Annotated in this window: 12 protein-coding genes; 2 read left to right on the plus strand and 10 right to left on the minus strand. The window is 54.9% G+C overall.

Features of this window, described 5'->3' with window-relative positions; translation table 11 throughout:
* Positions 1 to 24 precede the first annotated feature (24 nt).
* Positions 25 to 588, minus strand: coding sequence for an AAA family ATPase (locus FLT43_RS10505; RefSeq protein WP_087444937.1), 564 nt, complete (start codon positions 586 to 588; stop codon positions 25 to 27).
* Between the two features lie 142 nt (positions 589 to 730).
* Here FLT43_RS10505 and FLT43_RS10510 point away from each other — a divergent pair, with 142 nt between their 5' ends.
* Positions 731 to 1,417: a L,D-transpeptidase family protein gene (locus FLT43_RS10510; protein ID WP_115057898.1), complete on the plus strand. Its 687-nt coding sequence runs from the start codon at positions 731 to 733 to the stop codon at positions 1,415 to 1,417.
* A 100-nt stretch (positions 1,418 to 1,517) separates the two neighbouring features.
* Here the strand turns inward: FLT43_RS10510 and FLT43_RS10515 are convergent, their stop codons facing one another.
* The 8 genes from FLT43_RS10515 to FLT43_RS10550 form a co-directional block, all read right to left on the minus strand.
* Positions 1,518 to 2,798, minus strand: coding sequence for a Gfo/Idh/MocA family protein (locus tag FLT43_RS10515; RefSeq protein WP_087444936.1), 1,281 nt, complete (start codon positions 2,796 to 2,798; stop codon positions 1,518 to 1,520).
* A gap of 189 nt (positions 2,799 to 2,987) precedes the next feature.
* Complete coding sequence (locus FLT43_RS10520; protein ID WP_087444935.1) at positions 2,988 to 5,183, minus strand: alpha-L-rhamnosidase-related protein; 2,196 nt, start codon at positions 5,181 to 5,183, stop codon at positions 2,988 to 2,990.
* Between the two features lie 34 nt (positions 5,184 to 5,217).
* Positions 5,218 to 6,057: a carbohydrate ABC transporter permease gene (locus FLT43_RS10525; protein ID WP_087445427.1), complete on the minus strand. Its 840-nt coding sequence runs from the start codon at positions 6,055 to 6,057 to the stop codon at positions 5,218 to 5,220.
* Positions 6,058 to 6,073: 16 nt separating this feature from the next.
* Positions 6,074 to 6,970, minus strand: a complete 897-nt coding sequence (locus tag FLT43_RS10530; RefSeq protein ID WP_087444934.1) for a carbohydrate ABC transporter permease — start codon at positions 6,968 to 6,970, stop codon at positions 6,074 to 6,076.
* Between the two features lie 150 nt (positions 6,971 to 7,120).
* Complete coding sequence (locus tag FLT43_RS10535; protein ID WP_087444933.1) at positions 7,121 to 8,425, minus strand: ABC transporter substrate-binding protein; 1,305 nt, start codon at positions 8,423 to 8,425, stop codon at positions 7,121 to 7,123.
* 49 nt (positions 8,426 to 8,474) lie between these two features.
* Positions 8,475 to 10,808: a glycoside hydrolase family 65 protein gene (locus tag FLT43_RS10540; RefSeq protein ID WP_087444932.1), complete on the minus strand. Its 2,334-nt coding sequence runs from the start codon at positions 10,806 to 10,808 to the stop codon at positions 8,475 to 8,477.
* 142 nt (positions 10,809 to 10,950) lie between these two features.
* Positions 10,951 to 11,961, minus strand: a complete 1,011-nt coding sequence (locus FLT43_RS10545; protein ID WP_087444931.1) for a LacI family DNA-binding transcriptional regulator — start codon at positions 11,959 to 11,961, stop codon at positions 10,951 to 10,953.
* A 108-nt stretch (positions 11,962 to 12,069) separates the two neighbouring features.
* Positions 12,070 to 13,020: an Rpn family recombination-promoting nuclease/putative transposase gene (locus FLT43_RS10550; protein ID WP_164776441.1), complete on the minus strand. Its 951-nt coding sequence runs from the start codon at positions 13,018 to 13,020 to the stop codon at positions 12,070 to 12,072.
* 354 nt (positions 13,021 to 13,374) lie between these two features.
* Between FLT43_RS10550 and FLT43_RS10555 the strand changes: the two genes are divergently transcribed.
* Positions 13,375 to 14,565, plus strand: coding sequence for an MFS transporter (locus tag FLT43_RS10555; RefSeq protein ID WP_087444929.1), 1,191 nt, complete (start codon positions 13,375 to 13,377; stop codon positions 14,563 to 14,565).
* A gap of 62 nt (positions 14,566 to 14,627) precedes the next feature.
* On the opposite strand, the gene FLT43_RS10560 is transcribed toward FLT43_RS10555, so the two are convergent.
* A complete protein-coding gene (locus FLT43_RS10560) occupies positions 14,628 to 14,849 on the minus strand; it encodes a DUF488 domain-containing protein (RefSeq protein WP_087444928.1) in 222 nt (73 codons plus the stop codon).
* Positions 14,850 to 14,985: the final 136 nt, after the last annotated feature.

A 14,985-nucleotide genomic window follows, 5' to 3' on the forward strand; every position in this document is an offset into this window, starting at 1 on the left:
GCTAGCAATCTACTCCATTGTATCTTACGTCCGGACGATCGCTTCTGTCCATGCCCGCCGCTCAATCTCACGGACCGTCTCTTCCGGCGTCAGATCGGACGTGTCGAGCCACATGCCGACCCGAGGCGAATCCTGGCGCAGAATGCGATCGAGCTCGTCCACGGTCCATATGCCATAGCCTTGCTTGGAGCGGGACGACTCCCTCGCCGCCACGACTTCCGCCCGCGGGCAGAGCACGACGGCATATAACGGCCGCGTATTGACCAATTCAATGAATGTGCCTAATTCGGGACCGACGATGACATCCTGCACTACCGTGCTGAATCCCGCCTCGACGTAACCATCGGCAGCTGCAGCCGCCATGCGGTAGCGAATATGAAGCTGACGAACCGCTTCGTCCGACGGCTCGGGAAGCATCTCCTCCCGCCCGCTCACAATCATGCGGCGGAAGGCGTCGCCGCGTACATGAACGCCCCGCTCGAATCGTTCGGCGAGCATCTGTGCGACCGTAGATTTGCCGGATGCCATAATGCCTGTAATCAGGAACAGGCTTGGATCCGTCGGTGCAGCAATTGGATTCGGGTTCATAGTAGACCTCCTGCCTATGGAATGGCTCACCGTTGAATGAAAATAAAGCATCTGGATACACTACCTCCAACTACTTGGATCCGTTGAGGTGGTGGAGGTAGAAATGATGCATTCTATTCGAATCTATCCATACCGTGCCCATATGATTGCCATGGCGGTCTTCCTGCTGAGTCTGACTCCGGGGATACATCATATCTCTGCTTACGCGGATTCCTCCCACCCGGAGGATCCGCTTCCGATCGTCGCCGACCAAGGCTTGTATTCGATAGATATTTATCCAGATCGTCATAAGCTGATCGTACGGGCACAGGGTGAAAAATTCAAGACCTATACCGTCGCCGTCGGCAACCCGTCAACCCCTACTCCCGTCGGAGAATACAAAATCATATATAAAGGCAAGGATTGGGGCCCTTCCTTCGGTCCCCGCTGGCTCGGATTAAATGTCCCTTGGGGATATTACGGCATTCATGGGACGAACAAGCCTTATTCCATCGGGCAGCATCTGAGTCATGGCTGTGTCCGGATGCGCAATCGGGATGTCATCGAGCTGTTCGAGCTCGTTCCGGTCGGTACGAAGGTGACGATTCACGGGCATGTATTGGGCGGGTTGAGGCATGATCCGAGAGTCGTAGCCGAAGGCGACGTGGGCGGAGAGGTGCAGCTGGTCCAGTCCCGGCTGAAAAGCGCCGGCTACTTCAAGGGCGTGTGCAACGGGAAATTCCGCGCCGATACAACCTATGCGGTCAAGCGGTTCCAGCGCGACCGGCAATTGCCGGAGGACGGAGTCGTAACCATTCGAGTCTATGAGGAACTGGGGCTGTATGAGTAAAAAGAGAAGAAGGAATCGGACGGAGCAAGCGCAACAGTGCTGCCGCAGTCCATTCCTTCTTCCGTGCTGCGGCCCGTGCAGGCCGCATATGGTTCTGCCGTTATACTCCTGCGGAAGCCAATGCTTTGGCGGAGGTTAACCGATAACGCATGATCATCTCCTGAATCTCGATCGGCATGCCTTGGCTCAACCGGGACTCCTCCGCCGCGAACGCCATCATATGGCTCTGCAGGGAGCCGCGCAGTGATGCTGCCGCATGGGGGTTGTCCGGTTCGGCGGCAAGCCGGCAGAATTCCCGCATCATCTGAGTGCAGCCTTCGCTGCCTTCATCATGAACCCGAACTTCCCGCGCCGTCCCGCTGACAAAGTCGTAGACGGTGAACGCCTGATCGGTCATATTGCCCCGAATCTCCCCGCGCGTTCCCGAGATATGGACGGTGCGCGTGCTGTCATGCGTGAAGGCCGACAGCGTGAACGAAGCGGTCGCTCCGTTGGCGAACTCCATGTTGATGACTTGATGGTCGACAACGTCGTTGTCGCATTGGTAGACACAGCGGCCAAAAGGCGTGCTCCGGATCGTCTCCCGGATGCTCTCGTCCGATCCGTCCTGCGTAAAGTGCAGCGCGCGGCGGCGTCCTTCTCCCAAATAGAAACGCAAATCGGCATAGCAGCAATTGTCCGCGTGAATGCAGCCGTCCGTACAATATTCGGTCGCGCCCTCCGGCATATTCTCCTTTTTGAAATGAAAGAGGGAACCGAATGACGTCAGCCGTCTGCAATCCTGGTTCATCAGCCACAGGATGATGTCAAGATCGTGGCATGACTTCGCCAGCACAAGCGGGCTCGACTCCGCCGTACTGCGCCATGGGCCCCGCACATAGCTGTGCGCCATATGGCCGAAGCCGATATTTTCGCGCAGCTGGATATTCACGACTTTCCCGATACCGCCCTGCTCGATGACTTGACGTATTCCGGACCAGAACGGCGTATAGCGGAGAACATAGCATATGGTCAGCACCCGCTGATTGCGGCGGGCGGCAGCTTCAATCTCAATGCATTCGGTCGGAGAAGGCGACATCGGCTTCTCCAGCAGCACATGGTAACCTCGCTCCAGAGCTGCCATTGCGGCTTCGTAGTGCATCCGATCCTGCATGCAGATCAACACCGCATCGGCAAACCGCGGCCGTTCGAACACTTCCCGCCAATCTTCATACGTTTGCCCGGCATCGATATGATGCAAGCCCGCAAACGCCTCTCGTTTCTCCACATCCGGCTCCGCGACGGCGACGAATTCCAGTTCTTCCGGGTACTGCAGCGCATGCTTGGCATATACTTCCGCGCCCCGGATACCTGCCCCGAGCAAGATTGCCTTAATACTCATTGCGTCAACACCTCTTTGCAGGCTATCTGCGTTGTCAATTGGTATGGAACTTCGGTTGAAGTATCTCTACCATAACAAATGATTCGGATCGGTACTATAATTATCTTCCGAAATATTTGCACAAACAGCCTGCCGCGTAACTTCGTTGCGTAAGCGCAAACATAGCTGCCCGACTACAGGGGCGTCCCGTTAGAGCGTAACGCGAATCATGCGCTCCGTAGACGTGATCGCTTTGCCATTCCATTCCACGGTCACGCGCAGTCCTTGCTCATTATTCACGCTGGCCTGCAGCTCGCCCGCCTCTTGGCGCAGCTCCACATCGAGCCACGCCGCGCCGATGCGGATTCGCTTCAAGGCGACACGCTTGCCCTGCCAAGCCTGGGGCAGATCTGGCGCGATCCGCACCTCGCTCCGGTGAGCATCCGGCTGAATGCCGATCAGATGCTTCACTATCGGCACGGCCAGCGCATAAATGGTCCATGCCTGCACCGCACAGCCGTAATCCGGCGACATCTCGCTCATCGAGCCCGGCAGGGCCAGCGAAAACGTGTTCATCATGCGCTCTAACAGATCGAGCGCCGCGTCGGGATTGCCGTACGCCGCTTCCGCCACGGCATGCGCTCCGGTCGAGATCGTCATCGTGCCCTGCCGGAACATGCCGGACAAGTAGGTGCCATAAGTTCCGATAAATTCAGGGGTTCGCATGCGCTCAAGGGCCAGCTTCCCCTTCTCCCGGTCGGCTATGCCTGCTTCCATCGGCGTCACGATGACCCAGTTCTTATTCAGCAGCCAGCCTCGATCTTCCTGGTCATCCCCGGCCGCCTGAAGCAGCTTGTCCACATAGTCCCGGTAATGTTCGACACCGTGCTTGGCCGCCATCGCCACCATGAAGTCGGCCTTCGGCTTGACATCCTTCTTCGGCGCCACCGCATCGGCGTACAGTCCTTCCTGCTCGCACCAATAGACCCGGTTGATCGCTTCTGCCAATTGCTCCGCCTTGGCCGCATAGCGATCCGCTTCCGCTTCGTAGCCGAGCACCCGGCTCATCGCGGCCAAGGCCGCTGCCGCCTGCGCCGTATAGACGGCCGAATCGATCAGTTCCATATTCAATCCGGCGATCTCGATGATGCCGTAGCCGGACGGGAACCCGTCGCCGTCCGGATCCATCTCGCCAAGCAGCCATTCCATCCCCAGCGCGCATAACGCATAATGCTCCGCTAGCCATTGCTTGTCGCCCATCCAGCGGAACACGTCCCAGATGAGCGCGATATAATGCGCGGTCTCCTGCGTATTGCCCGGATTGGACACCGCCCCCATCGTCGTCACCTCATGGATAATCCGCCCGTTCCCGTTCGTCTGCAGCGAAGTGTCGCGGATCAGCTTCAGCGTGTCCCGCACCAGCTCGAAGTCTCCGATCGCGGCGACGCCCTGCAGAGCGTAGGAGTTGTCGCAGCCGAACCACCACGGATAATGGGGCGATCCCGCCGTCAACCCTCTGCCGATGCCGTCGACGCGCTGCACGAGCCATTGATTATTCCATTTTGTCCACGCAAAAATATCATTGAGGCGGGACTCGCCCTCAATCTGCAGCTGCGCCTGTCCCTCGATACGCGCGTACAGGCGCTGCTTGGCCGCCAGCAGCTCCGCGTGCGACGATACCAATCGCTCGTACGTCGCCTCGCACTCCGCCCGCGATGCGTATGAGCCCGCAACATATACCTGGAAGCGCAGCCGCTCGTCCGGCTTGAGGACGACATCGGTCTTCATCGACACGCCTGCGCCGTTCCCGCTCGTCCATTCCGGACCGATAAGTCCGCGTTCAAAGCGGATCTCCGGCTTCGTCCAATCGGTGCCGACCATGACGTACCAGTCATGATCGCAGTCCTTGGCCAGACAGGCGGATGCCGATACTTGCTGCCATTCGTCCCGTTCCCCGTCATGAATGCCGATCTCGTCCGAGAACCAGACCGGCCGCAGATCGGAACGCGCGACCAACTCCAGTTCCAGGGCGGTGTCCTCACTGGCGTAATTGCAGATTTCATAGCTGACGACGAGGCCTTTTTCCTGCTCCGGCGCGAACTGGACCCGGCGAATCGATACCGGAATATGGCCGAGGCCGTGATCGTAGCGGAACTCGTTCCCCCACGGATGGGTGATGAATTCATCCGCCTTGGTCCATACGGCAATGCCGCGCCGTGCGTCCGTCACGCGCAGCCAGAAGCCGTCCAGCAGCTTGATCGGATGCAGCCAGACGCCGCCCATTTCATTCGCGACATGATGGCCGAAGTCAGGAAAATGCCCGTCCTGCGTTCCGATCGCTTTCATATATTCGCCAGCGGTCACGTAGATCGGAAAAGGACGCTGGTTGCCCACGCTTTTTATCATATTCGCTCGCCTCGGTTCTCCATAGGATGGAGCATCATCCCTTCATCGCAGAAGAGAGGGAGATGCCTTCGATGAAATATTTCTGCGCGAAGAAAAATACGATTAGGGCCGGCAGCATAATGAGCACGGTCGCGGCCATCAGCATATTCCACTCGACGTTATACATGCCCTTGAACATGGACAAGCCTAGCGCCAACGTATATTTTTCCGTCGTATTCAAGTAAATCAGCGGCCCCTGAAAGTCGTTCCATACGCCCATAAAGGTGAAAATGGAGACGGCAATCAGCGGCGGCTTGCACAGCGGCAGCATCACGCGCGTGAAGATTGTCCAGCGATTGGCCCCATCCACAAAAGCAGCCTCATCCAAATCCCGCGGGATGCCGCGCATGAACTGGCGGATTAAGAAGATGTTGAAGGCGCCCCCGCCGAAAAAGGCCGGGATGATGAGCGGCAGAAAGGTATCGACCCAGCCCAGCTCTTTGAACAGGATGAACATCGGGATCATCGTTACTTGACCCGGCAGCATCATCGTCGCCAGCAGGATGAGGAAGAGAATCTTCTTCCCCTTGAACCGGAAGCGGGCGAACCCATAGGCACATAACGCCGCGGAAAAAACCGTTCCGATCATGACGGGAATCAAAATGATTAGCGTGTTTTTCAAGAACAGGAAAAAGGGAATGGCGCTGACCGCGCTTGCATAATTGTCCCATTTCCATTGCTTCGGCAAAAACGAATCCATAAACACTTCGGCAGGCGTCTTCAAGGAAGTAGATATCGTCCAAAGAAGCGGCACCAGTACGATTGCCGCCCCGACGATGAGCAGAACTAAGGATAGAAGACGTGAGATGTCGGTTTTGTGGCGTAAGGCTTGCATATTCTTATTCCCCTCCTTAATCCCGCTCGTCGTCGCCATGGTAGTACACCCACATGGAAGAGCTTCGGATAACAATCAATGTAAATATGAGAATGATGGCAAACAAGATCCACGACAAGGCGGAGGCGTATCCCATCTCGTAGCTGACGAATGCTTTGTTATACAGATACAAGTTATAGAACAGCGTCGAGTTCAGCGGTCCGCCGTTCGTCATCACGAAGGCCTGGGTAAAGTATTGGAACCCGCCGATGATGCCCATAATCAGGTTGAAGAAGATCGTCGGAGAAATCATCGGAATCGTGACGCTGGCGAACCGGCGGAGCCGCCCGGCCCCATCCAGTTCGGCCGCTTCATACAATTCCTCGGGGACCCCCTGCAAGCCGGACAAATAAATGATGATCGTATTGCCGATTCCCCAGATGCCCATCACGATCAGGGCGCCGAGGGCATACTTCGGATCCTGCAGCCAGGCTGGCCCCTCGATGCCGAACCAGCCCAGCGCGCGGTTCAAAATCCCGTATTCGGGGTTGAAGATCATTATCCACATCATCGATACCGCTACCGCCGGAATGACCGACGGCATGAAAAAGATCAAGCGGAAAAACTTCATCCCGCGCGCTCTCATATTGAGCAGCATCGCAATCAGCAGCGACATGATCTGATATAACGGCACCGAGACGAGCGCAAAGATAAAGGTGACTTTTAAGGACTGATAGAACAGCTCATCCTGGAAGATGGCTTTGAAATTATCAAGCCCGACAAATTCGATCGATTGAATCCCGGTTATGATATCCCACTTGCTGAACGAGAGGACGAATGAAAATAGCATCGGCCCCAATGTAAACAGGAGCAAACCTAAAAACCAGGGAAGAATGAATAAGTACCCTGCCTTCTCCGAGCGTAAATTGCGCATAGGGACCTCCTTGGCGATCAGAAATGGACGCGCTGCCAGGAGTGGCCATTTCCGTTAATGAATAAGCGCAGTCTTTTCATGAATGTTCGTTGTCATTGCTTACTCACGAAAGGGAAGGTGAGGCATCGTTCCAAGCCCCACCCGCGTTGATTATTTGCTGATTTTGCTGTCCACTTCCTTGGCGGCCTGATCCAGCGCATCCTTAACTGTCGCGTCGCCGAGCAAAATGCGTTCGACAGCTTTGTTGAACTGCTCCGTGAAGACAGGCGCATTGGCCGATCGCATCGAGATAGGCTTTTTGGCGAAATCCATCATTTCAATGACCGGCTTGTCCACCACTTCTGTTGTCTTCACTTCATCCAATTCCTTGACGGTCGCCGGAAGAACCTTGCCGCCTTCCGATCGCGCCTGTTGCGCTTCCGTTCCGGACAGCCATTTCATCAGCTCATACGCTTCCTTCTTATGCTTGCCGTTGGCATTCATCGCCCAGCCCGCCGCAGCAATGATGCTTGCCCGCTCCCCGTCAGGACCTGTCGGAATCAAGGCCGAGCCATACTGCACATCGGATTTGTCCAGATCGGACTTGACCCAGCGGCCGGTAATCATCATCGCCAGCTTGTCCGTCATGAACATAGAGGAGTCTCCGCCCATCGTCTCGGTATCCTGCGGCGTCGGCGACACGCGGTCATCGCCCTTGGATAGGGCGATATAGCTCTCCATCGCGGCGATCGTCCTGTCGCTGTTCATGTAGCCTTCCGCCTTCGTTCCATCCTCGCTGCCGATATCTGCCCCATGCAGCCACAGATAGATGTAAATCGGATACTCCCATTTCGTCGCATTGAAGCCGAATTCTTTGATTTTGCCTTTATCGTCTTGCTTCGTTAATTGCTTCGCGGTGTTGATCATGTCATCCCATGTCCAGTCGTTCGTCGGATAAGGGATGTTCGCTTCATCGAACATGCGCTTGTTGTACCAGAGCGCGAGCGGGTTGAAATCCTTCGGCAAATAATAGAGCTTGCCGTTGATGTTCCCCATATTCAACAAATCCGGCTGAAAAATATCCGTATTGAATGCGCTGTCAGCCTGAATGTACTCGTCCAGCGGTTCAATGACGCCTTTATCCACATATTTAAAGTAATCGCCTTCCCCAATCAGGAATACGTCCGGCGCTTGCCCCGAAGCCAGCGAGGTCGTTAGCTTAGTGGCATAGCCGTCACCCGGCACCGGCTCGAACGTAACCTTGATGTTCGGATGGGTGTTGTTGAATTCCTCGGCCAGCTTCGCTTCCACCGAATCGCTGTTCAGTTCGCCCCAGGTCGTGAACTTCAGCTCAACGACATCCGCGGCCTTGCCTCCGTCCGCTCCCTGGGTGGAGCTGCCCCCGCCTGACGAGCAGGCGCTTGCCAACAGGCTGACAATCAAAGTAAGTACGAGAGCTGCAGACCATTTTTTCATTTTCTGTGACCTCCCTAGTCATGACAAGGAATATGTTGATGATGCTACCTTAGAAATGAAGTTCAAGCTGGTTCACGAAGCTCGTTGCTGTACCGCGGATAATCAGGGTCAATTCCTCATTCGCGTCGGTGGAGATCCGCAGCGCATCATGCGTTATGTCCACCTCCAGGCGCGCACTTTTCCAATACAGCGGGAAGGTTAAGCGCTCCCACTCCTGCGGCAGCTTCGGGTTCAGATGCAGCGCGCCGTCCAGCATCCGAATGCCGGCGAAGCCCATAACGACGCATTGCCATACCCCGCCCAGCGAAGCGGAATGAATGCCCGCATCGGAGGAATGCATATGGGTGCCCAGGTCAATCTCGGCCGCCTTGCGGAACAGCTCATAGGCAAGCTGGCTGTCATCGAAGTCGTTAGCCAGAATGCAGTGCGTGGAATACGACAGCGAAGAGTCGTGCAGTGTTTTCGGCTCATAATAATTGTAATTGGTATGCTTCAAATGGGCAGAAAATCTATTTTCCAGCAAGTAAAAGAGCATCATGATGTCCGCTTGCTTCGAGACCTGAATCCCGTTGACCTGATCCAGATTGTAATCTTCGAACAGCGTCCCGACCTTCTGCTGCGCCTTATACTTCGTCAAATCGATCAATTGCTTCTGCAAATACGTATCGTCCTGCGGAATGACGCCGTCTTCGTTCGGCTGCGGCAAATACATTCGCCCAAGCTTCTGCTTCCAGTCCGCATAGGCGCGTTCCAGATCGAGTTGCTCATTCAGACGCCGGAATAATTCAGGCTGCTCCCGCCGCAAAAGCTCGTAATATTGTATCGCCAGTTCCATATTGAAGTGAGCCATATAGTTCGTAAAGGCGTTGTTATCGACATGCTCCTTGTACTCATCCGGCCCGATCACTTCATTAATCTCGTAGCGGGCGAGCGCTTCATTCCACTCCAGACGGCTGGCCCAGAACTTCGCCGTGTCCAAAATCATCTCGTAGCCGCAGCGATCCATGAAGTCCCGATCGCCGGTCGCCTGAACATAATGCCAGACGGCATACGCGATATCCGAGGTGATATGCTGCTCGATGAAGCCGGACCATATCTTCGTCTGCTTCCCGGTCACGATGTCCACGGCGCCCCATACCGGCGTCACCTCCCCGTCGGTCGGCCAAGCGGCCTCCCATGGATACATTGCGCCTTCGTAGCCATTCTCCTTCGCTTTGCGCCGGGCGCCTTCCAGCCCTTGATAGCGATATTCCAGCAGCCTGCGCGCCACGTCCGGACCGCTGTAAATGTAGAACGGCAAAATGAAGATCTCCGTGTCCCAGAACGAGTGCCCCTTATACCCTTCGCCGCTCAGCCCCTTCGCTCCGATTCCCATCCGGTTGTCATGAGCCGGTGTCATGACAACGAGATGATAGACGGCAAAGCGGAGCGCCAGCAGGTCGAAGTCATGCTTCGATTCAATCCGGAAGAGGTACTTGTCCCACACCTCCGCCCAGGCTTGCCGATGGCGCTCGAACAAGGCGTCATACCCTGCGTCAAGCGCCAGCCGGATCTCTTCGCGGGCTTGCTCACGCATGACGGCCAAATCATAATCCGTAGCATGCTCGGCATCTCTGCTCGTATGCACGCTCGCCAGCTTCTGCAGCTCGAAGGTCTGGCCGGCCTTGATATCGCATCCGTACTGCATCGCCATTTTGCGGCGTTCGATCTCCATCTTGGGCTCGATAGAGAGCGGCTGCCCATCCAGGCTGAAGCGGTGGGCGGCATGGATGACGAAGTCCACCTTGGATTCTGTCGTCGTCTGGATCAACTGCATCACCGTCTTATCGAAGATGCGTTTCTCCCCTTCATGGAAATGCTGGCTCCCCGAATTGCCAAGCTGGGCATCGATGCCGGATACGGCGCGGAGCGAAATATCCGCATCAAGCGGCGTCACCTCCGCCTTCATGCCGATAAGATGCAAATTACCGAGCGAGACGAAGCGGCGAAAGGCAAAGCGCACCCTCTTGCCTGCCCGGTTCTCCCATACGAACGATCGGGTCAGCTCAGCATCGCGCATATTTAGACTGCGGGCATATTCCGCCGTCTTGCCTGTATCGAGGCTAAAGCGCTCGCCATCGATATAAATGTCCATCCCGGTGACATCCGCCGCATTCGGCAGCTCAGTCACCTCGAACTCGTCGAACCGGTTGAACGTTCCGTTGACGAACAGATTGCGGGTCTGGCCGATGTATGCTTCCTCCGTCGCGGAACGAAGCCCCATATATCCATTCCCCAGCGACATAATCGATTCGCACTTGCCTTGAGCCAGCGGGTTGAATTCTGTCTCAGTGAAGCTCCATTGCGTCAAGTCCGGTCGCGATGTGTTGTCGTACGCAAGCATTGTCCTCTCTCCTCGTTGTGATCTCTATTTATCTCGATGTCAGACCAGAACCGAAATCGTTTTCGATAGCAGATAAAAAAATCGAAATCGTTTTCGATTTCGGGGAAAATAATAAGGCTTGCAGAAAGCGCTTTCGGGTCGATTATAGCATCCTTACCGATTCTCTGTCAATTCGCTCAAATGAAATCGTGATATGCTTTCCTTGCTCCTTGTGTTCGATAATTTGCACGGCATGATCGAAGGCCGCCATCGCACTGCCTTTGAAATTCTGGCGGATCGTCGTCAGCCGCGGTGTCGTATAGTCCGACAGCACAATATCATCGAAGCCGATTACGGACAGATCTTCCGGTATGCGGATGCCCAATTCGCGGCAGCGCTTCATGAATCCGATAGCCATCAAGTCGCTCGCACAGAAAACCGCCGTCATCTCCGGGTTATCCTTCACGTACCTGTCGGCAATGTCGTAAGCGATACTCTCCGAATAGTCCGCATGGACAACCAACGCCGGATCATACGGAATCCCGTTGGCCTCCAGCGCCAGGCCGTATCCTTCGTGCCGCTGCTTGCTGACGACAGCGAAGTCGTGCCCATTGATCATGCCGATCCGCCGGTGCCCGCTATCGATCAAATGCTGTACCGCATGCCGGGCCGCCTTCACGTTGTCCGTCATTATCGAGCCCGTATACTCTCCCACGATATCCGCATCGATGACGACACAAGGGAAATTGCTGTCCACAATTTCGAGGAAATAGGGGTCCGTCGTCTTCAGACCGGTAATGATCGCGCCGGACAGCTTATGCTCCTTGCAAAATTGCCAATATGACTTATCCTGCTGCTCCGATAGACTGCGCGTATAGATAACGACCTCATACTTATAGTTCATCGCTGCTTCGTAGATGCCGCTCATAATTTGAAAAATGACGCCGTCCTTGCCACTGGAGCGCTCGAAGTTGGAGAAGATCAGCGCAATCGATTTCGTTACCTTTTGCTTTAAATTTTTGGCCACCATATTCGGGGAATAGTTCAATTCCTCCACGGCCTTCATCACTTTCTTCTTCGTTTCCTCGCTCACGTCGGAATATCCGTTCAATGTTTTCGATACGACGGTTACCGATACGTTCGCATACCTTGCCACATCTTTAATTGATACCACGTTATCACCCAGTCTCCTGTTCCTTCATATTCCCGCCGACATGCGGCATTCCTATCATATCGTAAAAAGGTATGCGCTGCCATTGAAAATCTCCAAGCTGCCTGATGCTCAATTCACCGATGTTCCGTTCGACTTAGGCTCAAGCAGCATCGTTTCCCTCACACGTTCAAGCTGTGCGCCATCAAGCCCTGTGATGCGGCTAATGAAGGTCGTCTCCAGCCCTTCCCTCAGCATGTTTAGTGCCGTTTGATATATACCTTGTTCAAAACCTTGCTCAATACCCCGCTCAATCCCTTGCTCGATCCCTTCCTGGAACCCGGCCGTACGCGCATCCTGCAGGAGGCTGGCGCGATCATGCAAGGCCTTTTCCCGCAGGGCATAGCGCCGGCGCGTCTCTGCGTCGCTAGCCAAGCGGGCTAGACGGTCCTCGGCTTCCTTGAATACCTTATCCAACATCATCAACTCCTCCAATTGTTCGGCAGTGGCTTTCTGTTCCAAAAACCGCAGCCAGCGATGCAGCGGATCATGGAGGTCAAAGGGCAGCTGCCGGAATTTCGGGCATTCGATAAAATGGATCTCCAAAATATCTGTCAGCATATAGTGGCGATCATCGTCTTCATATAAATGAAAGGTGCTGTGATATTTTTCTAGCGGAAGATAGTAGTGGTCGAGAATATTGATTCCAATGGAGCGCTGCATGCGATCATAAGGTTCGCCATAGTGAAGCGACTCGGTCAGCAGCTTGCCCACATAGAACAGGCTCCGGTAATCCATCCGTACAAAGCGGCGCACTTGCATTTCAACATTCACTTTTTCGCGGCCATCGATTTCACATAAAATATCGAGAACGGCTTCCTTATCTTCCACTAGCTCGCGGGCGAGCTTCGTATCCTCCAGAATCGCCACATCGGTGATCTGCCGGGCGCCTTCACGTTTAAGAATGGCATTGAGTAAGCTAATGAGGAGTTTTTTACCTTCCTCCTCGCCAAAAAGGCGCTTGAACAAAAAATCATTTTTTGGGTTAAGTCTTTCCGTCTGCTGTATATTAGCGGATATCACCAGATTTCCTCCTCATTGTATCATATTTGACTGCCCTTTCCATACGAATCCAAACATGTAAAAAGCACGCGCTATCCACAGCTCCTGGTTAAAGGAGATGCAGACAACGCGTGCTTCGCGGTTATCGTTCAGCTATAATGTTTAATTCAAAAGCCGGTATCTTAATCGGTTTATATTTCCAGTATATCACATATTAGGTGCTGTGGCGAATCCCAGTAATACCGAAAGCATGTATAGACCTGTAAAATATATCCTTGTCGTTCGCCCAAGATCGGCCGCATAATGGTAGGTAAAGTTTCGCTCAATAGATGTTGAACTACCCTAAAAGCGCTTCCAGGAAGGAGTTTCTCTCCCATGCGTATATGGCAAGATTTCAATGTATTTGTCAAAATTCCGGGGGCTTGGCTGCTCGTGCTCACCCTCTTCTTGTACGGAATCGGAACCGGGATTCTCGCTCCGATGAACGCTGTCTATCTGCAGGAATCAGTGCAGCTGGGCAAGATCGAAATCGTCTCGATCTTCGCCATCTCGCTCTTCCTGAATATGGTGCTCACGATTACGGTCGGCATCCTAAGCGACCGCATCAAGCGGAAGAAGACGATTCCGATGATCGCGTCCCTGCTGTGCATCGGCGGCCTGCTCATCTATATGAATGCGGACGGCTACGCCACGGCCCTCGCCGGGATGGCGCTCGCTACCGCGCCTTCGGGCATGATTATGGGGCAATTGTTCGCCATGGCGCGCAATCACTTCACGCGCCTCGCCCCCGACGTCGTGGAGATTGCGCAGATCTGGCTCCGCGCCACATACAGCGTCGGCTTCTTCACCGGCCTGCTGCTCGGCGCCAATCTGTATCTGGCCGCTACGTTCCATGGCGTCCTATGGGGCAATCTGGCCGGCTATGCCGCCTTATTCCTGCTGCTGACGTTCTACCGGGAGATTACTGCCTCGCCGCTGACGGCGAAGCAATCCAGCACGGGGGAGCCGTTCTCGCTCATCATGCTGTTCGCCATCCTGCTGCTCTCCTGCGCGGACGCGATCCGGGGCTTGTATCTCCCGCTCGTCGTGCACGAACTGTTCGGCGATCCCCGGCTCATGTCCTATATCTGGAGCACGCAGGCCGTCTTCGAGCTGCTGTTCATGACGATGGCCGGCTACTGGGCCGCCAAATACGGCAGCAAGCGGATTCTGCTGCTCGGCAGCGCCTTCGCCCTGATGACGTATTTGACGTACAGCATGATCGGATCGCTGCCTGTCTTTTTCCTGGTGCAGCCGCTCTATTCCTTCTTCGTCTCGGTGCTGTACGGCGTCGGAATGGGCTATGTGCAGCGCATGTTCATCCATCGTGCGGGCTTCGGAGCCAGTCTCTATGTGTTCATCTCGCAGACCGCTTCCTTGATCGGATATTTCCTGCCGCTCCTGATCGAAGGAGTGTCGCCAGCGATATTCTGGATTCCGTCGCTGCTCATCGCCGCCTCGATGGGGCTGATGATCAAGGTGCTGTATACGGATCGGAGGCTGAACCGGCAGCGGCTAACGATGTAACTATAGAAAAAAGGGCCGAAGACAGTGCGCAGGCGGTGAGCGGACTTCCGGGTACAACAGCTTTAGTGCATCATCCGCGATCGGTTCGTCAAAAACCGATGCAGGATTAGAGCCTGATTATACTGCTCGTCTTTGGCGGCATACAGCAGCGTCACATCGCTCTCCCGCACCCAGGAGATCAATTGCCGGATATCGTCCTGCATCGCTGCGCTCGTCAATTCGGCTTCATACCGGCGCTGGAACTCCGGGAATTTCGCAGGAATATGGTTGAACCATTTGCGCATGACCAATTTCCTCCCTGTCAGAAAATCGGGCTGACCTTATAATCTGTTCCGAATACCTGTTGCCAGCTTCGTTATCGAACCAATAAAAGGGATGAAAAATGAGGAGGGGCAAGACGGGACAGCGGCGATTGCGGAG

This window comes from Paenibacillus thiaminolyticus, from assembly GCF_007066085.1.
Lineage (GTDB): Bacteria > Bacillota > Bacilli > Paenibacillales > Paenibacillaceae > Paenibacillus_B > Paenibacillus_B thiaminolyticus.

Coding starts and splice junctions, on each gene's coding strand:
- FLT43_RS10505 (WP_087444937.1), bottom strand. CDS start 588: ATGAACCCGAATCCAATTGCTGCACCGACGGATCCAAGCCTGTTCCTG.
- FLT43_RS10510 (WP_115057898.1), top strand. CDS start 731: ATGATTGCCATGGCGGTCTTCCTGCTGAGTCTGACTCCGGGGATACAT.
- FLT43_RS10515 (WP_087444936.1), bottom strand. CDS start 2,798: ATGAGTATTAAGGCAATCTTGCTCGGGGCAGGTATCCGGGGCGCGGAA.
- FLT43_RS10520 (WP_087444935.1), bottom strand. CDS start 5,183: ATGATAAAAAGCGTGGGCAACCAGCGTCCTTTTCCGATCTACGTGACC.
- FLT43_RS10525 (WP_087445427.1), bottom strand. CDS start 6,057: ATGCAAGCCTTACGCCACAAAACCGACATCTCACGTCTTCTATCCTTA.
- FLT43_RS10530 (WP_087444934.1), bottom strand. CDS start 6,970: ATGCGCAATTTACGCTCGGAGAAGGCAGGGTACTTATTCATTCTTCCC.
- FLT43_RS10535 (WP_087444933.1), bottom strand. CDS start 8,425: ATGAAAAAATGGTCTGCAGCTCTCGTACTTACTTTGATTGTCAGCCTG.
- FLT43_RS10540 (WP_087444932.1), bottom strand. CDS start 10,808: ATGCTTGCGTACGACAACACATCGCGACCGGACTTGACGCAATGGAGC.
- FLT43_RS10555 (WP_087444929.1), top strand. CDS start 13,375: ATGCGTATATGGCAAGATTTCAATGTATTTGTCAAAATTCCGGGGGCT.
- FLT43_RS10560 (WP_087444928.1), bottom strand. CDS start 14,849: ATGCGCAAATGGTTCAACCATATTCCTGCGAAATTCCCGGAGTTCCAG.